The 22,130-nt window shown below is 66.3% G+C and carries 19 protein-coding genes; 10 read left to right on the top strand and 9 right to left on the bottom strand.

From position 1 onward, the window contains the following. Positions 1–16: 16 nt before the first annotated feature. Both NFH98_RS03245 and NFH98_RS03240 read left to right on the top strand, forming a co-directional pair. On the top strand, positions 17–1,021 hold the full coding sequence (locus NFH98_RS03245; RefSeq protein ID WP_222568223.1) for an XdhC family protein: 1,005 nt from the start codon (positions 17–19) through the stop codon (positions 1,019–1,021). Next, on the top strand, positions 1,011–1,676 hold the full coding sequence (locus NFH98_RS03240; RefSeq protein WP_222568224.1) for a nucleotidyltransferase family protein: 666 nt from the start codon (positions 1,011–1,013) through the stop codon (positions 1,674–1,676). Before NFH98_RS03245 ends, NFH98_RS03240 begins: the two co-directional genes overlap by 11 nt. A 108-nt stretch (positions 1,677–1,784) precedes the next feature. Here NFH98_RS03240 and denD read toward each other — a convergent pair whose 3' ends face one another. The 5 genes from denD to ltnD form a co-directional block, all read right to left on the bottom strand. After that, positions 1,785–2,756, bottom strand: a complete 972-nt coding sequence (denD, locus tag NFH98_RS03235; RefSeq protein ID WP_349622223.1) for a D-erythronate dehydrogenase — start codon at positions 2,754–2,756, stop codon at positions 1,785–1,787. Between the two features lie 112 nt (positions 2,757–2,868). Continuing rightward, on the bottom strand, positions 2,869–3,666 hold the full coding sequence (otnI, locus tag NFH98_RS03230) for a 2-oxo-tetronate isomerase (RefSeq protein WP_222568226.1): 798 nt from the start codon (positions 3,664–3,666) through the stop codon (positions 2,869–2,871). 59 nt (positions 3,667–3,725) lie between these two features. Beyond that, positions 3,726–4,373 (bottom strand): 3-oxo-tetronate 4-phosphate decarboxylase, encoded by a 648-nt coding sequence (otnC, locus tag NFH98_RS03225; protein ID WP_045990915.1) that lies wholly within the window; start codon positions 4,371–4,373, stop codon positions 3,726–3,728. Then, a complete protein-coding gene (otnK, locus tag NFH98_RS03220) occupies positions 4,370–5,662 on the bottom strand; it encodes a 3-oxo-tetronate kinase (protein WP_349622222.1) in 1,293 nt (430 codons plus the stop codon). The genes otnC and otnK overlap by 4 nt, the downstream gene beginning before the upstream one ends. A gap of 57 nt (positions 5,663–5,719) precedes the next feature. Continuing rightward, a complete protein-coding gene (gene ltnD / locus NFH98_RS03215) occupies positions 5,720–6,661 on the bottom strand; it encodes an L-threonate dehydrogenase (protein ID WP_108448013.1) in 942 nt (313 codons plus the stop codon). 500 nt (positions 6,662–7,161) lie between these two features. On the opposite strand from ltnD, the gene NFH98_RS03210 reads away from it, so the two are divergent. Then, the gene (locus tag NFH98_RS03210) at positions 7,162–8,193 is read left to right on the top strand and encodes a LacI family DNA-binding transcriptional regulator (protein WP_349622221.1); all 1,032 of its coding nucleotides are present in this window, start codon (positions 7,162–7,164) and stop codon (positions 8,191–8,193) included. A 106-nt stretch (positions 8,194–8,299) separates the two neighbouring features. Here the strand turns inward: NFH98_RS03210 and NFH98_RS03205 are convergent, their stop codons facing one another. The 3 genes from NFH98_RS03205 to zapE form a co-directional block, all read right to left on the bottom strand. Continuing rightward, positions 8,300–8,503, bottom strand: coding sequence for a CsbD family protein (locus NFH98_RS03205; RefSeq protein WP_045990910.1), 204 nt, complete (start codon positions 8,501–8,503; stop codon positions 8,300–8,302). Between the two features lie 187 nt (positions 8,504–8,690). After that, positions 8,691–9,185: a GNAT family N-acetyltransferase gene (locus NFH98_RS03200; protein WP_261391953.1), complete on the bottom strand. Its 495-nt coding sequence runs from the start codon at positions 9,183–9,185 to the stop codon at positions 8,691–8,693. Between the two features lie 110 nt (positions 9,186–9,295). Then, a complete protein-coding gene (gene zapE, locus NFH98_RS03195; protein ID WP_349622220.1) occupies positions 9,296–10,606 on the bottom strand; it encodes a cell division protein ZapE in 1,311 nt (436 codons plus the stop codon). Between the two features lie 153 nt (positions 10,607–10,759). On the opposite strand from zapE, the gene NFH98_RS03190 reads away from it, so the two are divergent. Beyond that, the gene (locus NFH98_RS03190; RefSeq protein ID WP_222568231.1) at positions 10,760–11,350 is read left to right on the top strand and encodes a DUF2946 family protein; all 591 of its coding nucleotides are present in this window, start codon (positions 10,760–10,762) and stop codon (positions 11,348–11,350) included. 73 nt (positions 11,351–11,423) lie between these two features. Next, entirely contained in the window at positions 11,424–12,797 is a 1,374-nt protein-coding gene (locus NFH98_RS03185) for a PepSY-associated TM helix domain-containing protein (protein ID WP_349622219.1), read from the top strand. A gap of 209 nt (positions 12,798–13,006) precedes the next feature. Here the strand turns inward: NFH98_RS03185 and NFH98_RS03180 are convergent, their stop codons facing one another. Next, positions 13,007–13,936 (bottom strand): DUF808 domain-containing protein, encoded by a 930-nt coding sequence (locus NFH98_RS03180; RefSeq protein ID WP_108131280.1) that lies wholly within the window; start codon positions 13,934–13,936, stop codon positions 13,007–13,009. Between the two features lie 95 nt (positions 13,937–14,031). Between NFH98_RS03180 and NFH98_RS03175 the strand changes: the two genes are divergently transcribed. The 5 genes from NFH98_RS03175 to NFH98_RS03155 all read left to right on the top strand — a co-directional run bounded on the left by NFH98_RS03175 (position 14,032) and on the right by NFH98_RS03155 (position 22,121). Continuing rightward, the gene (locus tag NFH98_RS03175) at positions 14,032–14,406 is read left to right on the top strand and encodes a hypothetical protein (RefSeq protein ID WP_261391954.1); all 375 of its coding nucleotides are present in this window, start codon (positions 14,032–14,034) and stop codon (positions 14,404–14,406) included. A 258-nt stretch (positions 14,407–14,664) separates the two neighbouring features. Further along, positions 14,665–15,822: a non-hydrolyzing UDP-N-acetylglucosamine 2-epimerase gene (gene wecB, locus NFH98_RS03170; protein WP_349622218.1), complete on the top strand. Its 1,158-nt coding sequence runs from the start codon at positions 14,665–14,667 to the stop codon at positions 15,820–15,822. After that, positions 15,815–18,007 (top strand): glycosyl transferase family protein, encoded by a 2,193-nt coding sequence (locus NFH98_RS03165; protein ID WP_349622217.1) that lies wholly within the window; start codon positions 15,815–15,817, stop codon positions 18,005–18,007. Before wecB ends, NFH98_RS03165 begins: the two co-directional genes overlap by 8 nt. Next, positions 18,004–21,153, top strand: coding sequence for an NfrA family protein (locus NFH98_RS03160; protein WP_349622216.1), 3,150 nt, complete (start codon positions 18,004–18,006; stop codon positions 21,151–21,153). Before NFH98_RS03165 ends, NFH98_RS03160 begins: the two co-directional genes overlap by 4 nt. Before the next feature lie 44 nt (positions 21,154–21,197). Further along, the gene (locus NFH98_RS03155; protein WP_349622215.1) at positions 21,198–22,121 is read left to right on the top strand and encodes a DUF4434 domain-containing protein; all 924 of its coding nucleotides are present in this window, start codon (positions 21,198–21,200) and stop codon (positions 22,119–22,121) included. The last annotated feature ends 9 nt before the right edge of the window (positions 22,122–22,130 follow it).

The following is a 22,130-nucleotide window of genomic DNA, read 5'->3' as shown; positions in this document are numbered from 1 at the left end:
ACAGGACACGCTGACCATGCAACATCTGGATCTTACGGTGGTGCGACGTGCCCTCGCCTGGCTGCGCGACGGGCGCACCCTGTGGCTGGCCACGGTGCTGTCCACCTATGGCTCCTCACCACGCGAACCCGGCGCCTGGCTGGCTGCTACCCGTGACGGTGATCACGTTGGCTCGCTGTCCGGCGGCTGCGTCGAGGAGGACTTTCTTGAGCGCCTTGGGCAGGGTGATTTCGATACGCCGGTCAGGCGGGTGCGCTACGGCGCCGGCGACGACGTCGACTACCCGGCGCCCAGCCTTCCCTGCGGCGGCGTGCTCGACGTCCTGGTCGAACGCTTCGCCCCCGGCCAGGCGGCACTGGCGCACTTCTCCGCCCTGGAGGCGGCGCTGGAAGGACGCAAGCCGCTGATTCGCCGCGTCGATCTGGACAGCGGCGCGCGTTCACTCGTTCAAGACGATGGCCTGGGTGATCGCGTCGTTCTGGTCGATGGGAATGGTGAGGCCAGTGCGCAACTGCGCGTCGGCCCAGCCGCCCGACTGCTGCTTGCCGGGGTCTCGCCGGTGGCCGTCGCCTGCGCCCAGTTCGCCGTGGGGCTCGGCTTCGAGGTGATCGTCTGCGACCCTCGGGAAGGCATGCTGGAGTCCTTTATCGATGAACTCGGGGGCGCCTCCGGCAACATCGAGAAGGTGGCGACCCTACCGTCCCGCTTTATCGCCGAAGGCGGCTGCCATGCTGCCACGGCGGTGGTGGCGCTGACCCACGACCCGCGCATCGATGATCTGGCGATGATCGAGGCGGTACGCTCCGAGGCGTTCTATATCGGAGTGATGGGATCGCTGCAGACGTCCCGGGCACGGGCAGAGCGGCTATCCCGCAGCGGTGGTCTGAGCGATGACGAGATCGCGCGTATCCATATGCCGATCGGCTTGAACCTGGGCAGCAAGACCCCGGCGGAGATCGCCCTGGCGGTGATGGCCGATATCGTTCGGGTACGCCGGGGCAAGGACCGCCATGCGCTCTAGCGGCCAGTCGGGCACTCCCGCTTCAACCCCCTCTTGTGAGGAAAGCCGCCATCCGTCCCACGTCACCCCACTGATTTGTGTAGTAGCGGCGGCGGGTCGTTCACGGCGCTTCGGCGCCGCGGACAAGCGCCATGCACGCCTCAAGGATGGTCGTCGGCTGCTGGCGGCAAGCCTTGCGGCGGCGGCCGAGCTGACCCCTCGGCGGCTGGTGGTGCTGGGGCCGGGCGAGAGCCTCGCCGACTGGGACCTTGCACCGTCTGCCAACCTCGAGCTGCTGTCGCTTGAACGTCCCAGCGACGCCCTCGGCGACAGCCTGTCGGCGGCCTTTCGCTGGCTGCTTCAGCAACGCCAGCAGCAACGTACTGAGCTCACCGCAGCGGCGGTATGGCTCGGCGACATGGCCTGGATCTCGGCACCGACTTGCCGCCGGCTTGCCGCCAGCGCCAGGGCCGACCGACTGGTCAGGCCGCGCTTTCACGGCCAACCCGGCCACCCGGTGATCGTTGGCTGCGACTTCTGGCCCGAGATGACGCAGCTTCACGGCCAGGACGGCGCCCGAGCGTTACTGCACCGCCACCGCCAGGCACTGCTCGAGATCGACGTCGATGATCCCGGCGTGGTGCGCGACCTGGATACCCCCGAAGACCCACGCTAAGCACCCACGCCAAGGACTCTCGCCAAGGCCCCGCGCCAAGGACTCGCGCCAAGCACCCGCGCCAGCCCTTGGGCAACCGCCTTCAGCCTCGATTCCCCACCGCTAGCGCTAGCCCGTCGCCTGATCCTCGACAAAGGCCGCGACGATGGCATCGAAGTCGCTGTCACCGACAAAGCCAAGGGCCTCAGCCTTGTCGGTACGAAAGCGCCCAGGCCAGCTCTCGACGATGGCGCGGATACGCTCATCCGGCTCGAAACTCACCAGCTCCCGCGCCTGAGCGCCAGCCTGACGCTCCAGCGCGTCGAGCATGGCCGCCACGTTCACGCTGATACCCGGCAGCATGAAGGCGCGGAAGTCACCCAGGGCATCGGCGGCGACTTCGGCGCCGTGGACCAGCGCCTGAACCACCTTGCCAGGCGACATCACGAACAGTTCGAGCTCGGTGGGCACCGGGCACACCGCGGCCTCGCCGTTCAGGGGCTCACGCAGGATGCTGGAGGCAAAGCTCGAGGCCGCGGCGTTGGGCCGGCCTGGCCGAATGACGATGGTCGGCAGGCGCAGCACCAGACCGTCGATCAGGCCCCGTCGACTGTAGTCGTTGATCAACAACTCGCACATGGCCTTCTGGCTGCCGTAGGAGCTCTGGGGCCGCAGCGCGGTCATGTCGTCGAGCACCTCGGGCAACTCGCCGCCGTACACCGCCACCGAGCTGGCCATGATCACCCGGGTCGTGGCCAGGCCGCGCTGGCGGCAGCCGTCGAGCAGCGCCCGGGTGGCGTCGAAGTTGACCGCAAGCCCCAGCTCCAGATCGGCCTCGGCGGCAGAACTGACCACCGCCGCCAGATGGTAGATCACGTCCGGGGCGCCATCCAGCAGGGCGTCCCAGGCTCCCTCTTCGGTAAGATCCCGAGCGGTGGACGTCACCGCCACCTGGCCTGAGTCCTGCGGGTGAGGCGGCGTGCTCTGGTCGACCAGGGTCAGGCGTGAAAGCGGCTGGCCGTTGACCTCGCCCTTGGCCAGCAGCGCCTGAACCAGACGTTGGCCAAGGAAGCCGGCTGCACCAGTAATCAAGATATGCATGGGTGTTCTCCTCCTTTGGGGACGATGGCCCACGCCGGGCGCTGCCCCAGCGATACACCAGAGGCACCAGTCATCAAGATATGCATGGAAGCCCTCCTCCTTCGGCGGCGAGTTATTTGGCAACAACACCATGGGCGCGCGCCCAGCCCAGGCCATCGACGGTGTCACCTGCGGGACGATATTCACAACCGATCCAGCCGTCATAGCCAAGGGCGTCGAGACGCTCGAGCACCGGGCCAAAGTTCACCTCCCCCTGGTCCGGTTCATGGCGCTCCGGGACCCCGGCGAGCTGAACGTGTCCCACCACATCGAACTGCGCTTCCAGGGTACGGATCAGGTCGCCCTGGACGATCTGGCAGTGGTACAGGTCGAACTGCAGCCTGAGGTGGGGTGAGCCGACGCGCTGGATCACCTCCCTGGCAAGCTCCTGGCGCTGCAACAGGAAGTCCGGCATGTCGCGACCGTTGATCGGCTCGATCAACAGGGTGCGCCCGGCCCGGCCACAGGCCTCGGCGGCATGGGAAAGGTTGTCGACGTAGGTGGCCAGATGGGCCTCTCGGGTGGCCTCGCTGGCGCCTTGCGGCAGCAGCCCCGCCATGGCATGCAGGCGCGGACAGTCGAGCGCCGCGGCGTAGTCGAGCGCGCGCTCGAGTCCCTCGCGGAACTCCCCCTCGCGCCCCGGCAGGCTGGCAAGGCCTCGCTCGCCGGCCTCCCAGTCGCCGGGGGGCAGGTTGAACAGCACCTGCGTCAGCCCATGTTGGTCGAGCCGCTCACGCAGTTCGTGCGCCTCGAAGTCATAGGGGAAGAGGTACTCGACGCCGGTAAAGCCCGCCTTGGCGGCGGCACCAAAGCGGTCGAGAAAGGCGTGTTCGGTGAACATCATGCTGAGGTTGGCGGCCAGGCGGGGCATCTCGCTCTCCTGATTGTCATTGTCGTGCGGGCCTTGAGATCGACGCAGCAAGCGCCGTGTCAGTCTCGGGGGAAGCGTGCTTCGAGCTCCTCTACCTGTTCTGGCGTCAACCCACGAGGATTCTGGCCGCGCAGCAGCAGGAACAGCTTGGCGGTCTCCTCGAGCTCTTCGGTGGCGTAGACCGCTGCTTCCAGCGACTTGCCCGCCACCACCGGGCCGTGGTTGGCCAGCAGCACCGCGCTGTGCTTGCCGGCGAGCCCACGTACCGCGTCGCCAAGGCTGGGGTCCCCCGGTACGTGGTAGGGCACCAGCGGCAGGCGGCCGACGCGCATCACGTAGTAGGCGGTCAGCGGCGGAATGCAGTCGTGGTGGTCCACATCCGGCAGGCAGGATACCGCCACCGAGTGGGTCGAGTGCAGGTGGACGATGGCCTCGGACTGGGGCCGCTCGGCGTACATCGCCATATGCAGGAAACTTTCCTTGGTCGGCTTGTCGCCATCGAGCCATTCCCCCGTCGCCGACAACGTCGAGATGCTGGCCGGATCGAGTCGTCCCAGGCAGGCGTTGGTCGGGGTCATCAACCAGCCGCCGTCGTCCAGACGCACACTGATATTGCCGCTGGAGCCCATGGTCAGGCCGCGGTCGAACAATGACTTGCCGTAGGTCGCGATCTGCTCGCGCAGACGATTGACGTCACGTGCACTCATTGGCTCATCTCCTTGAGCACCTGAAAGCCGCGGCTGAAGATATCGACGCCGCCGAAGTTGCCGGACTTGAGCGCCAGCGACAGGGTCGACCCGCCGACGCGGGCCTGGGTCCAGGGCACCCCGGCATCGATCTGCCCGCCGATATGCAACTGGTCCAGCGACAGCGCCGAGACCACCGCACCGGAGGTCTCGCCGCCGGCCACCAGCAACCTGCCGACACCTTCGTCCACCAAGGTGGCGGCCAGGGTCGCCAGGGCCCGCTCGACCAGCTCGCCCGCCTTGGCCACACCCAGGCGCTGCTGGGCGGCCTTGACCCGCTCGGGTGCAGCCGAGGCGTAGACCAGCACCGGTTCATCCGGCGAGTCACGATAGTGGCGACGCACGAAGTCCAGCGCCTCGGCGATGGGCGCGTCACCCTCGGCCAGCGCCAGCGGGTCCAGGGCGACCCCCGGATGGCGCTCGAGGAAGTGCTCGACCTGGGCCAGGGTCGCCCGCGAGCAGCTACCGGAAAGCACCAGGGCCTGTCCCTGGGCCGAGGCCAACCGAGCCGCATCGTCGACCGCCTCAAGCCAGCCCTTGCGCCGATACTCGGCGGGCAGCGCCTGGCCAAGGCCCGAGCCGCCGGTGACCAGGGGCAGCTCGACGCAGGCCGCAGCCAGCACCTCAAGGTCGGCGTCATCCAGGGTGTCACAGATGACGTGGCGGACCTTGTCACCTCCCAGGCGTTCGAGGTGGCTGGCACAGGCCTCGGCGCCCAGGCGGATCACCGAGTGGGACAGAAGCCCCACCGCATGCGACGTCTGCGCGCCCAGCACCCGCACCAGATCGGCGTCGGTCATCGGATTGAGCGGGTGATCCTGCATGCCGCTGTCGTTGAGCAGGCGATCGCCGACGAACAGGTGACCCTGATAGACCGTGCGTCCGGTCGTCGGAAAGGCCGGCACCATCACCGTCTGATCGCCGCCCAGACGCTCGAGCAGGGCATCGGCCACCGGGCCGATATTGCCCTCGGCGGTGGAATCAAACGTCGAGCAGTACTTGAAGAAGACCTGCCGTGCGCCCTGTTCGGTCAGCCAGTCCAGCGCCGCCAGGCTGTCGGCCAGCGCCTCCTCCACCGGGCAGGTGCGCGACTTGAGCGCGACGACCACGGCGTCGACACCTTCCGGAAGCGGCTTGCCGGTGGGCACACCGAGCATCTGCACGGTGCGCATGCCGGAGCGCACCAGATTGTTGGCCAGGTCGGTGGCGCCGGTGAAATCATCGGCGATGGCGCCGAGTACCAGAGTCATGGTCAGTCCTCGTCAAATACGGTGAATAAAGGGGAGGGGCACGGCTGCGACGCGGCCTTATCCGGCGTCGTCGTCATTGGCCGCGGGCAGTGCGATCCCTGCGGTGGCGGCGTAGACCTTGACCACTGCGGCGTCGTCTTCGCGTCCCAGCCCCATGCCGCTGGCGGCGGTAAACTGCTGCAGGGCGCTGGCCGCCACTGGCATCGACAGGCGCAGTTCGCGGCCGGTGTCGTGGACGATGTTGAGGTCCTTGACGAAGATGTCCACGGCCGACAGCGGGTGATAGTCGCCGTCCAGAATGTGCGGCACCCGGTTCTCGAACATCCACGAATTGCCCGCCGACTGGGTAATCACCCGGTACAGCGCGCGACCGTCGATGCCCATCTTCAGGCCCAGCGCCATGGCCTCGGCGGCGGCGGCGATATGCACCCCGGCCAGGTGCTGATTGACCAGCTTGACGCTGGAGCCGGGCCCCGGCGTGTCACCCAGCCGGTGGACCGTGGCCGCCATGGCACCAAGCGGTGCCTCGGCCAGGGCGAAGGCCTCAGCACTCCCGGAGGCCATCACCGACAGCTCTCCGCTGGCCGCCTTGGCCGCCCCGCCGCTGATCGGGGCGTCGAGCATCATCAGCCCAGCCTCTGCCAGTCGGCGTCCCAGGGATTCGGCGAAACTCGGCGCCACGGTGGCGCACTGGATCACCAGGCTGCCCGACGCAAGCGTCGCCGCCAGGCCATCTTCTCCAAATAGCACCGCCTCGACCTGATCGGCGTTGACGACCACCAGCAGCACCACGTCACAGCGCGGCGCCAGCTCACGGGCCGACGCCACCGCCTCGCCACCGGCTTCCTCGAAGGCCTGACGGGAGGCGCTGGAAACGTCGCAACCGATCACCTCAAGGCCGCCACGCAGAAGGCTTCGGGCGATACCCATGCCCATGGCGCCAAGCCCCACCACGCCACAGACAGGGGATCCGGCGGATGTTGTGGATGATTCGCTCATGCTGCTCTCCGGGAACGAGGCCGTCAGGGCCGACAAACAAGAGTATGGCCTGCTTCGACTTCATCTGCGGAAGGAGCAGGGAGGCGGTATCTGTCCCCGGCACATCGAAGGCCAGCGACCAATACCGATAACAGGACGATAGGAAATCCGGTCGACGATGATGAGTGAAGATCACCGCTGCTGTCCTGCAAGATGTTAGCGCTAACATTTTTAGTCCAGAGTCCCTTGTTGCACAAGCACGAAAGCGATAGGCATCGACCAATGTCTAACTACCGCCGTGATCCCGGTGTCGGGACCATGGGTGCCCCGAGGCGCGCAGCGTTTGATCCAAGCTGCCCTGCATGAAGCGCTCGGCATCCGCCGCTCGAGGCCGTGGAACTGGGCCATGTCTCCACCGACCTGCGACGTAGACAGCCCGGGAACGAGCGAGCCAGCGCGCTCCATTCGGCATACCATGGAAGGCAGGCGTCCCTCTGATGCCATCGATCAAGGAGAGTCCGATGAACGAGACCCAGGGCGGTGATCGCCGCCGCCGCAAGGGCCTGGACAACCCGACGCTTGACGACGTCGCCCGTGAGGCTGGTGTTTCCTCGATCACCGTATCCCGGGCGATTCACCGCCCGGAGAGCGTACGCGAGACCACCCGCAACAAGGTGGAGGCGGCGATCGCCAAGGTTGGCTACGTGCCCAACATGGTGGCCGGTAGCCTGGCATCGGCCAGTTCGCGTTTCATCCCGGTGATCGTGCCGTCGCTGTCCAATGTGGTGTTCGTCGAGGTCATCCAGGGGCTGCAGGCACAGTTCGATCAGCACGGCTACCAGATGCTGCTGGGCAACACCGACTACAGCATGCAGCGCGAAGAAGAGCTGATCCGCACCTTTCTCGGCTGGTCCCCTACCGCCCTGGTGACCACCGGCCTGCGCCACCAGCCGGGGCTGAGCGCGCTGCTGGAACGTTTTCCTCGACCGCTGGTGGAAATCATGGAACTGGGCCCGGCGCTGGACATGAACGTCGGCATGGACCACGAAAAGGCAGGCGCCGCCATGGCCGATCATCTGATCGCTCGGGGCTACCGTCATATCGTCTTCGCCGGCACCCGGCTCGAGTCCAACTATCGCGCCGCCCAGCGCTACGCCGGCCACCGCACCAGGCTCGAGAAGGCCGGACTTGCGGCCCCGCTGATGGAGTGGCACCAGGACAGCCACTTCGATCTGGGCGCCACGGCGCTGGACGAGGTCCGTCGCCACCACCCGGGCGTCGAGGCGATCCACTTCGTCGACGATGTAATGGCCAGCGGCGCCCTGCTGGGCGCACAGCGCCGGGGCCTGCGAGTACCCGACGACATCGCCATCGCCGGGTTTACCGGGCTGCCCTTCGGCCGCTCGCTGATGCCGCGTCTGACCACCATCTCCTCCCCCCGCGAGGCCATCGGCCGGCTCGCCGCCTCGCAGATCATCGACCATCTGGAGGGCCGTGACCCCGAACGCCAGATCGACGTTGGCTTCGCCCTGCTGGAAGGTGAGAGCACCTGAGGACACCAGACCTGACCCACAACGAACAACGGGGAGTCACGATGACTCCCCGCTGGTACAAGACGCTGCCTGCCCGCACGGGCGACAGAGCCCGCGGCACTCGCCGCTACTGATCGAGCCGGCCCTTGAGCTTGTCGAACTCCTTCTCCACCTCTTCTCTGGCCAGGCCAAACTTCTGCTGGATGATGCCGATCAGCTTTTCCTTGTTGCCTTCGGCCTGCTGAATCTCGTCGTCGGTGAGTTCTCCCCACTTTTCCTTGGCGGCACCGCTCAGTTCCTTCCACTTGCCTTCGATGGTGTGCTTGTCCATGGCATGATCTCCGGGTCAGTCGATTGCAAAAAGGTAGATGGCATACTCCTGACGAAGGCTAGCCTGCGGCAAACCCAGCGGCTAGCCCACCCCACCACACACCTTCGTTTTTTATAAAAAATTCAACCAGATAACTTCCGAAAAAGACTGTTTGAGCACAGTCCATCCTCCGACAAACCTTTTCACTTCACCCATCAATCAGCCGCCGCCGCAAGATGGTGACCCGCTCACCCAGGTAGTCGAGCTCTTCGAGCTCCTCCCACCCCAGCCGGCGATACAGTGACTGCTGATCCGGCGTGTAGAGGTGAAGCCATTCGATGCCGTGGTCGCGGGCCTCCCGCTCCACCCGCCGTACCAGTGCGGAGGCGAGCCCCTGACCGCGTTGTTCGGGCGGCACGTAGACCGAGGCGAGCCACGGCGACAGTTCCCGGCGAATGCTCATGTCATCCGGCGACAGGCTCGCCGTGCCCAGGGCCTGCCCCTCCTTCATCGCCACGAACACCGAGGGCACCCCGGCCGGACCGCACATCTGAGCCACCGCCTGTCGCCAGCCGGCGATGTCGGCCTCCGGATGCAGGTGCCCCCAGGCGTCAAAGGTCCAGTCGGCGACCTGGTCAAGCTGTTGCGAAGCGGCGCTCAAGCGCTCGATGGTGATCCCGTTCATCTGTCGATTTTCGTCCATTGCTGTCCACTTCCGTCTATTGCCGTTCACTTGTGAGCGTTGTTGTCCTTGCCGACACTTTTCGACGGCGCCTGCCAAGCGCGGCCTCGCCCAGGCTGACGCCGGAAGGATCAAGGCAACCGGCGCTGCCCGAAGCGCGCCAGCTGCATTTCGCCAAGCCGGCTCAGGGTGCGCCGGAAGGCAAACGCCAGATAGCCGTCGGGATAAAGCTCCTCCATCGCCACCGACGCCTCGATCACCAGCGGTACCCGGCGGTCGTAGCATTCGTCGACCAGGGCAATAAAGCGACGCACGCTGTCGTCCCTGGCTCCCAGCGGCGGCAGTACGCGATCACCGGCGGCCACCCGCTCACTGGCGTCTTCGGTACCCCGAGCGATGGGACGCGGAGCGCCCGGTCGCCGATCCGGCGCGGCTCTGCCGTCGCTGTCATCCTCATCAGGCCTGGAAGCCAGGCACGGCACCTCCCCCAGCAACAGCGTATCGAAGCGATCACATAGCGCGATAAAGTCGAGCGCCGCCAGCGGCGCCTCGCACAGGGCCGCGAAGTCGCACCAGAGTACCTGGCCTTCGAGGCCTCTGGCCTCCAGCTTGCGGCCACCAAGCGCCAGTGTTCGGGGCGTCGCCGCCCTGCCGCTCAGCCGAACAAACTGCTCGGACAGAATGCCGGGGTCGCCGGCCCTACGCACAAAATAGCGCTGGTGAACGTCGCCGGGATGGCGGCGATGATCCTGACCGCCATCCAGTTCGAGCACCTGAAGATGGGCCTGCATGGCGGCGATGGCCGGCAGGAAACGCTCGCGATTGAAGCCATCTCGATAGAGCTCGGCCGGCGGCTGGTTCGAGGTAGCCACCAGCGTCAGGCGTCTGGCGAACAGCTGCTGCATCAGCCCGCCCAGCAGCATGGCGTCGGCGATGTCCTCGACGAACACCTCATCGAGACACAGCACCCCGACCTCGGCGGAAAGCTCCTCGGCGAGCCTTGCCAGCGGGTCGGGCTGTCCGCGCCAGTAAAACTGACGCTGGTGCACCCAGCGCATGAAGTGATGAAAGTGCCAACGACGCACCGTCACCGGACTGCATTCGACGAACAGATCCATCAGCCAGGTCTTGCCACGACCCACCGGCCCCCAGAGGTACAGGCCCCGGCTCATCACGCCGCCAGCGAGCTCCTGCTGCAATGCGTCCAGCGCCTCGACCGCCCGGGCCTGGGCGGCATCGGCAACCAGATGTCCCTCCTCCAGCAGCGCCTGATAGCCCAGCGACAACGGCTGACATCGAGACTGGTTCAACGGCCCATGGAGCGGCCGATCCAGCCGTTGGCTGCCAAGCGATGGCGCCTCTCGGTCCGGCCCAGGATGCGGCCCCTGGCGCACATCGATCCCTTCATCGATCTCTTCGCCTTCTTCAAAGCGGTCACCCATTGAAAGCTCCCTGGCTGGTGCTGCTGTCCCGTGTGCCCCTATTGCCGCCGGCACAGGTCCCTCGGAAGAGCATGCCTCCACCGTGGGCAAACGCCAGGCGCTGCACTATAGTGGCCCGTCTGCATATTCCCGATCGCTAAGGTTGCCTCTTTCATGCCCTCAGCCGCTCGTCTCTTGAGCTCCCGACCCCGCCGTCAGCGCCGGGTCTGCCTGCTGGCGGTGCTGGCCATGCTGATGCTGTTCGTAGGCCCACTGATCAGCCAGGTCCAGCGCCTGGCGATGGAGGACGAGGCCGGTCGACAACACCACCATGGACATGGTCACCACCAAGGCCTGGCTCAAGGCACCGGACAAGGCCATGCCCAGCATGATCCCACGCCGAGCGCCACGGAAGTAGAGGGGCACGGCGCGTTTGAGCCTGCCGCCGAGGGGGCGGTCGGCAAGGTCGAGGGGCACGGCACGTTTGAGCCTGCCGCCGAGGGGGCGGTCGGCAAGGTCGAGGGGCACGGCACGTTCGAGCCTGCCGCCGAGGGGGCTATCGGTGACGCCGGGCATCATCACCTGGCCGCCTGTGGCTACTGCGTACTGTTTGCCCAGGTGCCGTGGCTGGCCCTGCTGTTGCTGGTATTGGTTAGCCTGGCGCCGCGGGCCCCGCCGGCACGTTGTGCTGCAGGCATTCCCCCCGTTGTCAGCGGGCGCTTCCAGCGTCCGACTCCCCGCGCCCCTCCCGCGTCATTGTCGTGATCCATCGAGGCCACCGCCTCCAGAGCCACCGAACGGCATCGCCGTCGGCAACTCCGACTCCAAGAGAATGACCATGACGACGCACGCGAAACCCGTTGCGCCGGCGCTGAAGACGCTGGTGATACGACTGCACTTCTATATCGGCCTGCTGGTCGGGCCCTTCATCTTCTTCGCCGCCCTCACCGGCACGCTCTATGCGCTGACCCCGGCACTGGAGCAGGCACTGTACCGGGACGCACTGACCACCGGTTCGGACAGCGCTTCCGCGACCTTGGCCCGGCCATTGTCACGCCAGATTGCAGCGGCCCAGGACTATCTCGATGATTCCGCCCTGCCCAGCGCCGTGCGCCCGGCCCCCGAACCCGGCGCCACCACCCGGGTGATGTTCGCCGACCCGAGCCTTGACGCCGGCGAACACCGGGCGATCTTTGTCGATCCGCAAAGCCTCGAGATCCGTGGCGACATGACCGTCTACGGTACCAGCGGGGTGCTGCCGCTACGCCGGATCATCGACCAGATCCACCGCAGCCTGATGCAGGGCGACCCGGGCCGCCTCTACAGCGAGTTGGCCGCCTCCTGGATGTGGCTCGCCGCCTTGGGCGGACTGGCCATCTGGGCGGTCACCCCCTCGCCCCGAGTGCAGCCCGGCAAGCAGACCCGCACCGCCCGTCGCTTGCGCACCCGCCGACGCCACAGTCTGCTGGGGCTGTTCCTGCTGGTCGGCCTGCTGGCCCTGTCGGCCACCGGCATGACCTGGTCGAAGTACGCCGGCGACAACTTCTTCACCATGCTCAAGGCCGCGGGCTGGGGGACGCCTCGGGTGTCCCAGTCGCTTCAGGCCCACGACGTCGCCTACGACGCACACGCCGACCACTCAATGCCCGGCGCTCACCCGACCGTGTCGGGGTCGCTTGAGGCCTTCGACGCGGTCGAACGCCAGGCCCGTGAGGCTGGCCTCGACGCCGGCAAGATCGAGTTGCTGGTGCCCGGCGACAATCAGGCCTGGAAGGTGCGCGAGATCGACCGTAGCTGGCCGTCCCAGGTGGACGAGGTGGCGATCCATCCGCAAAGCTTCCAGGTGCTGGATAAGGTGAGCTTCAACGACTACCCGCCTGCGGCCAAGCTCACCCGCTGGGGCATCGACGGCCATATGGGCATCCTCTTCGGCCTGCCCAACCAACTGCTGCTGGCCTCTCTCGGCATCGGCATCATGACCATGGTCGGCTGGGGCTACGCCATGTGGTGGCGCCGCCGTGCCCTGACCCGCGACAGCCAGACACTGTGGCAAGCCCTGCTGGAATTGCCGCTGTCGGTGCTGGCGCTCATTTCGCTGGTGGCGCTGCTGCTGGGACTGGCGATGCCGGTAATGGGGGTAAGCCTGGTGATATTCCTGACGGTGGACGCCCTGCGTGCCCTGGTCGCGGCCCGCCGACGCGCTACCGGCTAGGCCCCACATCAGTAAAGACAGGAAAGGGCCATCGGCAAAGCCAGGAAAGGGCCATCCACCGCACAAGAAGGGCGACCCACGGGTCGCCCTTCTTGCTTGATGCCAGGAGCACGCTCCGCCCCTGTCTACCTATCCACGATCAGAGGCCCTTGCCCCTGAGCCGCGCCCACGGCCAGGACGAACGAAGCATGATCGACCAGCATTGACATTCAGTGGCCCTTGCCCCGAAGCCGCTGGACGCCGGTCCAGACGGCCACCAGGGCAGCACCCACGGCCAGGCCGAACAGGCCGTTCCCCAGCATTGGCACCAGCCCGTGCATGATGGCGTCGAGGCCGGGAAGGGCTACCTCGGTCTCGGCCAGCCCCTCGATCCAGTGCCCGACCACCGGGATGCCGTGGGCAAGAATGCCGCCGCCGACCAGGAACATCGCCAGGGTGCCGAAGATCGACAGCCCCTTCATCAACAGCGGTGCGCCCTTGAGCAGTCCTCGGCCCAGGGCCTGTGCCAGGCCGCCGTCCTTCTGCGTCAGGTAGAGCCCCAGGTCGTCGAGCTTGACCAGCCCCGCCACCAGGCCGTAGACGCCCACGGTGATCAGCAGGCCGATGGCCACCAGCACCGCGATCTGCTGGCTCAGGGGGGCGGCGCTGACGGTGCCCAGCGCGATGACGATGATCTCCGCCGAGAGAATGAAGTCGGTGCGGATGGCGCCCTTGATCTTGTCGCGTTCAAAGGCCTTCATGTCGGTTTCGCCGTCGGCCAGCGCCGCCAGTCGCGCCTGGCGCTCCTGCTCGGCGTCTTCCTTGTGCAGGAACTTGTGGGCCAGCTTTTCGGCGCCCTCGAAGCACAGAAAGGCCCCGCCAAGCATCAGCAGTACCGTCACCAGCCAGGGCACGAAGGCGCTGATCAACAGCGCGCCGGGAATCAGGAAACACTTGTTGAACAGCGACCCCTTGGCCACCGCCCACACCACCGGCAGCTCGCGATCCGCCGCCACGCCGGTGACCTGCTGGGCGTTGAGCGCCAGATCGTCGCCGAGAACACCGGCGGTCTTCTTGGCCGCCACCTTGGTCATCACCGAGACATCGTCGAGCAGGGTGGCGATGTCGTCGATCAGGGTTAACAGGCTACTTCCAGCCACAGGGCATCCCTCCTTGGCCTGGGAAAACTTGGGTAGACTCAGCATAACCGCTCGGCCCCTTCGCCGCCGCAGCAATTGCCCTGGAGGTCTATGCCATGTCGCAAGCATCCACTGGAAAGCCGGCAGCATCAAAGGCCCATCCAGACTTGCCCGATGCCAGGCCGCAGCCGGCTTCAGATCCCGCTGCTGACGATCTGACAGCCGACAAGCTGACGCCCGACGACCTGGCGCTCTTGCTCGAAGGTGTGCCCGAGGGGTACAGCGAGGTGCACTACCGGGGACGCCGCTACGCCATGACCCGACGCACCTTCAACCGAGGGCGCTCGCTCAAGGTGTTCGCGCGGGAGTTGGGCGGCAACGATATGGTCAGTCTCAATGGCTACCTGACCGCTCGTGGGTGGCAACTGAAGCCTTGCGAGATGAGCGAGCACAAGGTGCTCGACTTCCTTGTGCATTGCAAAACCTGCTGACTGGCTGGCTGGGTCGTCCCGGGATTCGATTCCCGCCGCTGCTCTCTCTCCACGCTCGCCGCCACCCTCTCTCCAGGCTCGCCGCCACCCTCTCTCCCAAGAGTCGCTCCACCTCTCCCTTACGAGGTGTCGCCCTCTCGCCGCTTTCGGCAAAAAATATCCTTTTGTTGACCTAGATCACTGCGATGGCGCCCAGTTCGCACCGAAGTATGCTGAGATAATCAAAGAATACTTTACTCCGCTCCTATGGGACGTCTCATGCCTGTCGTCATGCTCGTTGTTGGAACCCGTCCCGAGGCGATCAAGATGGCCCCGGTCGCCCAGGCCATACAGGCATGCCCGGCACTGTCACTGCATCTGAGTGCCAGCGGCCAGCACGACGAGATGCTGTTCCAGGCACTGTCGCTGTTCGACCTCACGCCGGACAGCAATCTGGCGGTGATGAGACCAGCGCAGACCCTCAACGGTCTGATGCAGGCCATGATCCAGGCACTCGATCAGGTGATGTCCCGGGTGGCCCCCGACCTGGTGATGGTCCATGGTGATACCGCTACCTGCTTTGCCGCGAGCCTCGCGGCCTTCCACCGGCGGGTCCCGGTGGCTCACGTGGAAGCCGGGCTGCGCACCGGCAATATCGCGTCGCCCTGGCCGGAGGAGGCGTACCGCAGCATGGTGGCGCGTATCGCCCAGCGCCACTACGCCCCCACCGCGTCGGCGCGTCACAACCTGCTGCGTGAGCAGGTGGCACCGGATTCCATCCTGGTGACCGGCAATACCGTCATCGACGCCCTGGCCTGGATGAAAGACCGCCTCGACCGCCAAGGCTATCGCCCGGCAGCCCCCTCACCGCTTGCCGCGCTGCGCGACGACGCCAGGCTGGTGCTGATCACCGGCCACCGCAGGGAAAACCACGGCGATGGCATCCGTACCATCTGCACCGCCATCGCCGCACTCGCCGCTCGCTACCCGGACGTCGACCTGGTCTACCCGGTCCATCTCAACCCGGCGATCAAGGACGTCGTCGAACACGCCCTGGCGGGCATCCCCAACGTGCTGCTGGTGCCCCCCCAGGACTACCGTGACTTCGTCTGGCTGATGGGCCGCGCCTATCTGATCCTCACCGACTCCGGCGGCATCCAGGAGGAGGCTCCCGCCCTCGGTGTGCCGGTACTGGTGATGCGTGAGCACACCGAGCGATGCGATGCCCTGAGCGCCGGTACCGTCATCCTCACCGGCAGTGACAGCGACGCCATCGTGGCCGCCTCGGCGCTCCTGCTCGACGATAAAAAGGCGCGCCGGCGCATGGCCGCGATCCCCAATCCCTACGGTAGCGGCGACGCCGCCAGGCAGATCATCGCAGACCTCAACGATTGGCTTGTCCGCGCCGTCGAGACACTCGAGGCCGGCGATGCCTGAGTTATCCCCCGAGCTGTCACTGTGGCTGGTCGACGCCACCATCCATGTGCTGTACGCCCTGAAGTACGTCGCCATAACGCTGTGCCTGCTGATGCTGGCCATGGGCATCGATGATCTGTTTCTCGACCTGATCTACTGGACCCGGCGTAGCTGGCGCTACTGGTCGATCTATCGCGATAACCCCAGGGCCAACGAGGAGCGTCTCTATCAGGCCCGGGAGAAACCGCTGGCGGTCATGGTGCCGGCCTGGCAGGAAGTCGGCGTGGTCGGCCAGATGGCCCAGCTGATGGCCAGTACCATGGACTACGAGAATTATCAGATCTTCGTCGGCACCTACCCCAACGACCCCGAGACCCAGGCCGAGGTCGACGCGGTCTGCCAGAGCTTCAGCAACGTGCACAAGGTGGTCACGGTACGCCCCGGCCCCACCAGCAAGGCCGACTGCCTGAACAACATCATCGAGGCCATCGCGCGCTTCGAGAAGGCCGCCGGGATCGAGTTTGCCGGCTGCATCCTGCATGACGCCGAAGACGTCATTTCGCCGATGGAGCTTAGGCTCTACAACTATCTGCTGCCGGACAAGGACCTGATCCAGGTCCCGGTCTACCCCTTCCGACCACGCTGGTATCAGCTCTCCGGCGGCCACTACATCGACGAGTTCTCCGAGTACCACGGCAAGGACGTGCTGATTCGCGAGGCCATGTGCGGCCAGGTGCCCAGCGCCGGGGTCGGCACCTGCTTCAGTCGTCGTGCGCTGGCCCACTTGAGAGAGCTCAATGACGGCATCACCTTCGACATCTGGAGTTTGACCGAAGACTACGATATCGGCTTTCGCCTGCACGAAAGCGGACTGTCCTGTGTCTTCGTGCGCTACAGCGTCGAGCGCGACGAGCTGTCGCCTCGGCGCGAACAGGCCCACGGCCTGTCGATTCGTGACAGCAAGGTGATCTGTGTGCGCGAGCACTTCCCCACGGCGCTGGGCGCGGTGGTCCGGCAGAAGTCCCGCTGGATCACCGGTATCGTCTTCCAGGGTTATCAGCATCTGGGCTGGAGCCGCACCAACTGGCGTCTCAACTACTTTCTGTGGCGCGACCGTCGTGGCCTGGTGGCCTACCCCCTGGCGCTGGTCGCCACCCTGCTGATGCTGGTATTGGCAGGGCTTTGGCTGTACGCCGTGCTGTCGCCACAGGCCTGGCACTTCCAGTCGATCCTCGGTGGCTGGCTGCTGGAGACCCTGCTCACCATCAATGGCCTGTTGCTGGTCAACAGGGCCTTCCAGCGCTTCTACTTCGTCAAGATCTACTACGGCTGGCGTCAGGGCCTGCTGTCCTTTCCACGCATGCTGTGGAGCAATCTGGTCAACTTTCTGGCTAACGTGCGGGCCTGGAAGCTTTTCTTCACCCGGGCGCGTCACCGCACCTTCGCCTGGGACAAGACCACCCACGACTTCCCCCAGCTCGACGACGCCGTGCAAGTCTCTCTCGAAGCCCTGTTGATCGAGGATGGCGTTGTCACCGCAAGCGATATCGAACGCATAGGTGTTGACGTCGGAGCACGTCGGCTACCCAGAGAGCTGATTGCACGAGACCTGGTGTCCGGGGCGACGCTGGCCAGGCTGGATGCCAGGCGGCGGGGCATCGCCAGCGTCGAGATCCATCCGCTGGTGCTGTCGCCCCCGCTGATCGACGCCCTGCCCCGGCATGTCGCCCTGCGCTACGCCACGCTGCCCATCGGCGAGAGCGGCGACAGCCTGATCATCGCCACCGAGACCGCCTTGAGTCCGGTCGCCATCGGCGCCATTGGCCGGCGCATCAAGCGTCCTGTCGAGCAGCGTCTGGTCCCGCTCGGTCGCGTCACCCTTGGCCTGCGCCACTGGTACCTGGGAGAGCTTGGCGACGTCGACCGGGACCGGCTGCTTGAACTGGATGCAGACGCCGACGCCGCACGCCTCGATGGTTACTGCGCTCACCAGTACCTGCTCGGAGAACTGTTGCTGGAGCAAGGGCTTATCACACCCGCCCTGTTCGGTCAGGCGATGATCGACTTCGATCCTGAACAGGGTCGTCTGGGCGACTTCCTTGTCGCACGCGGGATGATTACGTCGAATGATCTGGAGCGAGCGCTCGCGCTCCAGGCGGACCACCGCCGACAGGCGGCCCGCAGCCTCGAGGATGTGGCGGTATGAAGGCCAGGGCAATGTCGCTGCTGATCGCCGTGTCGCTGGCTCAGCTGCTGGCTCAGCCACCGGCCTGGGGGCTGAGCCAGTTCGAGGAGTTTCACAGCTACCCCTATCTCGACAAGGCCTACCGGGCAGCAGAACAGCGCGACTGGGCGCAAGTCCAGCAGCTGATGGAGCACCTGATCAGTCAGGTACCCGAGAACGTCGAGGCCTATCGCCTGCTGGCCCAGGCACTGGCGAAGCAGGGCAATCTGGATGGCGCCATGGCGGCGCTGGGGGCGCTGGACGCCAACGTGGCGGCGGTCCAGATCAATGCCCTGCGCCAGGCCTGGATCGCCGACGGCCACGCCAGCGAGGGCGAGTTGACGCTATGGCTCAGCGAAACGTCGGGCAGCGCCCGGGAGGCCCTGTGGAGCGCCCAGGCCGACTATCTGCGCGCAACCCGCGGCGCCCGGGCAGCGCTGGAATGGCTTGCTACGGTGCCCGCCCGGCAGGACGCCCTGGCACAGGACCGCTACCGTGCCGCCCTGGCCGAGCAGATCCAGGACTGGAACGGCGTGATCGATGCGCTGGTGCCCCACGCCATGGAAGATACGCTGAACGACGACGACTGGCGACGCCTGTCGATCGCCATGATTCAGACCGATGATGCACGCGGCATCAATGCCGTGATCGCCAGGCTTCCCGAGGGCGACGTCCGCCATTTCGTGCTGCGCGCAGGCGCCGATCGCGCCATCGCTCTCGGCTACCCCGGGATCGCCCAGCGCTGGCTGGCCACCCTGGAGCAGTCGGATCAGCTGGACGCCAGCGACACCCGCAAGCTGCTGCAGACCTCGCTGGCAGTGGGCGACACCGACAGGGTCCGCCAGATGGCCAGCCGCCAGGACATGGATTGCCTGACGCTGGTGAGCTGGCTCAGCGATCATGGCGACCCCGAGGCCTTGAGCACCTTCACCGAGTGCGACGCAAAGGAAGGTCCGCAAAGCTGGCTGATACTCGCCGATCGTCTCGATGCCCTCGACCTGCTGGAAACCACGGAACTGCCGGAGGCCTGGCACCAGCGACGCGATCGGGTGCTGCTGGATCGCTATCGCGCCGACGGGCTGGATGACAAGGCGCTGCGCCTGCTGACACGTCAGCCACAGACGCCGGCGATCCTGCGCGAGCGCGCCGAGTTGACCCAGCGGCTGGGACGCCCCGAGGCCGCCGAGCTATGGCAGCAGCACTATCATCTGACCGGCGATTCCGGCTCGCTTGAGCAGGCAAGCTATCTGTATCTGGCATCACAGCGGCCCCAGGCGGCCCGGCGACTGCTGGAGCAAGCCTTCAAGCTTGCCCCCGAGCGGCTATCGGCGACCTCACTGGCGCGACTGGCCCAGCTTTACGCCGACGACAATGCCGGCGTCACCGATTCAACGCTGGAAGCGCTGGTACGCCGGCCCCGACTGGCCGATACCGAGCGCAACAACCTGCTCGAGCAGCTTGCCCGCCACGATCGTTGCCCTGTCGTTCGCAGCGTGGCCGACGCCAGCACGCCACCCTGGGCGGCCCTCGGTATCTGCTCGCAAGACAGGCCCGCCCAGGCCGCCGCCTATTTTCAGAGGGCGCTGACACAGCTCACCCCGCGCCAGCCAGAAGCTGGCGCGGGGACCGCTGCAATGACGCAGCCAGAGGTCCAGGCCCGCAAACGCCTGGCCTTCGCGCTGTTTGCCGCCGGCGACCCCGACGCCGCCTGGCGTCAGTGGCGAGCGTTCGAACGCGACGGCACCAGCGACGGAGAACTCGACCTGACAGATCGCCTGGCCGGCGCGCGCAGTGCCCTGGCAAGTGGCGACACCGAGGGCGCCTGGCGCTGGTGGCCCGAGGATAGCGACAGCCCTGAGGCGAGGCTGCTCGGCGCACGCATCGCCTTGGCCCGCCACGACGACGCCGACGCCATGGCGCTGGCCAGAGGCGCAGTGGCAGCCGCTGGCGGAAAGCCCAAGACCGACACCGCCGTCCTGGAAGGCGCGAGCCAAGTGGCCCGTCAGGCAGGCAATCCGACCCTCTCTCGCCGCTGGCTGACCCAGGCCCAGGCGACCTCGCCGGACTCGCCAAGGCTTGCCCGGGAGCTGGGACTAACGCTCGCTGCAACGGAGGAAGCAGGTGCTCGGTCAGAGGCCATTGCGCTGCTGGAGCGCGCTCGCCAGGCCTATCCCGAGGACTACGTCAGCGCCGCTACCCTGGGGAACCTCTACAGCAGCATTGGCGACAACCCCCGCTCCATGACGCGCATCGAGGACGCCATCGACCTGCAGCCCTTCGACCTGGCGGTGGGCGAGGACAGCCTCGAGGCCATGGCCGAGCGCCGCTACCGGCTGCGAAGGACCCACGAGACGCTGACGCGGCGCGACCGGATCACGCTGACCAGCAGCTGGTCGCCGACCAGCCCGACGCCGGGGATACGCAGTGACCCATCGAACCACGATAACGACGAAGATAGCGGCCACGATATCAACACCCAGGTGGTTCAATGGGACCACGCGCTTGGCCACGACCCGATCCACCAGGGGCGGGAGCTGGCCGGCTATGTGCGCACCATACTCGGCGGCGATGATCGTGATGACTACGGACGAGGACGATCCCTAGGCCTGGGTCTGCGGGCCAAGCCGCTGTCCCGTCACAACCTGAACCTGTACGCCGAGATGTTCGCCGAAACCCAGAAAAACGATGACGAGCACACCGACTACAATCTGCTGCTGAGGGCCACCGGCTCCTTTCTGGATCAGGGCGATTACAGCAGCGAATGGCGCGCGAGCCAGGAGCAGTGGAACGAGCGCTCGCTCTATCTCGACGCCGCCTGGTGGACCCAACGTGGCGATGTCCAGCTGTTCGGCCGCTACCGCCAGGGCCGCACCTTCAAGCTGCCGACCCGTTCGGCCCAGACGCTGATGCCCTACACCAGTCTCCAGGCCACCAGCCACGACACCACCGGCTGGGACGAGGATGTACGTCTCGCCGCCGGACTGCGCTGGGAGCTGTGGTACGACGAGGATCACTACAACGCCTTTCGCCGCAAGCTGAGCGTCTCCACCGAGTACCAGCAATCCCTGGGGGGCAACCTCTACCAGGGACGCGACGGCTGGATGATCCAACTGGAGCTGAGCCTGTGATGAACTCAAGCATTCTTGTGGTCGGACACCTCAAAGGCACCGCGGTGCCAGTCCCATTCGCTGGCATTGTCGCGCCACTGACCCTGACGGTGGTCCTTGCGATGCCCGTGGGGACGGTCGCTGCCGCCGACGACAGCCCCCAGACAAGAGCCGCCGAGGCCTACCGCAGCGAAACCCTGTTCTACCAGCCTCAGAATCGCGACGCCTCGCTCAGCCGACAGCAGTGGCAGACGCTGTGGCGGCGTACCCGCGAGAACGGCGTCCACACCTTGATCGTGCAGTGGACCCAGTACGGCGAAGAGACCTTCGGCGGCGCCGATGGCTGGCTGTCCAGCGCCCTGGTCGACGCTGAACGCCAGGGACTCGATCTGATTCTCGGTCTTTATCAGGACCCCGAATACTACGAAACCCTCCCCGACAACGCCCGCTTCCGTCACTACTGGTACCAGCAGTTGGCCAAGGCGCACGCGCGACAGCAGCAGATCCAGCGCCAATGGCCGCTGACGCCGGTGGGCTGGTACCTGCCGGAAGAACTCGATGACTGGCTGTTTCGTGAACCCGGCGTACGCCAGGAACTGACGCGCCAGTTGGCCAGCGCCAGCCAACAACTGACGGGCCCGCTGCACCTGAGCATGTTCAGCGGAGGCTTCGTGACGCCAGGGGTCTACGCGGCCTGGGCCGAGGACATCACCGAAAGCGGCTGGCAGGTGTGGTGGCAGGACGACGAAGGCGCCCGCAACCTGGATCCGCCCATGCGCCAGGCCTACCGCGACGCCCTGAGCTGTCGCATCGGCGTCGTCCGCGAAGCCTTCGCCCGCACCAGCGCGACCGAATCCGACTTCCAGGCAAGCCCGGCGACCCCACGCCAACGCGGCAACGACTGCCATCCGGACGCGGTCTTTTCGCTGCGTTACATGCCCTGGGCAGAAGCGCTGCACCAAGGCCCACCTGGCGCTCTCGCTCAATAAAAAACCCCA

Source organism: Halomonas sp. H33-56 (assembly GCF_040147035.1).
Classification (GTDB): Bacteria; Pseudomonadota; Gammaproteobacteria; order Pseudomonadales; family Halomonadaceae; genus Halomonas; species Halomonas litopenaei.
Note: the sequence above shows the minus strand (reverse complement) of the source record. Positions and strands in the feature narration are given on the sequence as shown.

Excerpts from the sequence above, each read along its gene's own strand:
- NFH98_RS03245 (WP_222568223.1), top strand. The coding sequence starts at position 17 with ATGCAACATCTGGATCTTACGGTGGTGCGACGTGCCCTCGCCTGGCTG.
- NFH98_RS03240 (WP_222568224.1), top strand. The coding sequence starts at position 1,011 with ATGCGCTCTAGCGGCCAGTCGGGCACTCCCGCTTCAACCCCCTCTTGT.
- denD (WP_349622223.1), bottom strand. The coding sequence starts at position 2,756 with ATGCATATCTTGATTACTGGTGCAGCCGGCTTCCTTGGCCAACGTCTG.
- otnI (WP_222568226.1), bottom strand. The coding sequence starts at position 3,666 with ATGCCCCGCCTGGCCGCCAACCTCAGCATGATGTTCACCGAACACGCC.
- otnC (WP_045990915.1), bottom strand. The coding sequence starts at position 4,373 with ATGAGTGCACGTGACGTCAATCGTCTGCGCGAGCAGATCGCGACCTAC.
- otnK (WP_349622222.1), bottom strand. The coding sequence starts at position 5,662 with ATGACTCTGGTACTCGGCGCCATCGCCGATGATTTCACCGGCGCCACC.
- ltnD (WP_108448013.1), bottom strand. The coding sequence starts at position 6,661 with ATGAGCGAATCATCCACAACATCCGCCGGATCCCCTGTCTGTGGCGTG.
- NFH98_RS03210 (WP_349622221.1), top strand. The coding sequence starts at position 7,162 with ATGAACGAGACCCAGGGCGGTGATCGCCGCCGCCGCAAGGGCCTGGAC.
- NFH98_RS03205 (WP_045990910.1), bottom strand. The coding sequence starts at position 8,503 with ATGGACAAGCACACCATCGAAGGCAAGTGGAAGGAACTGAGCGGTGCC.
- NFH98_RS03200 (WP_261391953.1), bottom strand. The coding sequence starts at position 9,185 with ATGGACGAAAATCGACAGATGAACGGGATCACCATCGAGCGCTTGAGC.
- zapE (WP_349622220.1), bottom strand. The coding sequence starts at position 10,606 with ATGGGTGACCGCTTTGAAGAAGGCGAAGAGATCGATGAAGGGATCGAT.
- NFH98_RS03190 (WP_222568231.1), top strand. The coding sequence starts at position 10,760 with ATGCCCTCAGCCGCTCGTCTCTTGAGCTCCCGACCCCGCCGTCAGCGC.
- NFH98_RS03185 (WP_349622219.1), top strand. The coding sequence starts at position 11,424 with ATGACGACGCACGCGAAACCCGTTGCGCCGGCGCTGAAGACGCTGGTG.
- NFH98_RS03175 (WP_261391954.1), top strand. The coding sequence starts at position 14,032 with ATGTCGCAAGCATCCACTGGAAAGCCGGCAGCATCAAAGGCCCATCCA.
- wecB (WP_349622218.1), top strand. The coding sequence starts at position 14,665 with ATGCCTGTCGTCATGCTCGTTGTTGGAACCCGTCCCGAGGCGATCAAG.
- NFH98_RS03165 (WP_349622217.1), top strand. The coding sequence starts at position 15,815 with ATGCCTGAGTTATCCCCCGAGCTGTCACTGTGGCTGGTCGACGCCACC.
- NFH98_RS03160 (WP_349622216.1), top strand. The coding sequence starts at position 18,004 with ATGAAGGCCAGGGCAATGTCGCTGCTGATCGCCGTGTCGCTGGCTCAG.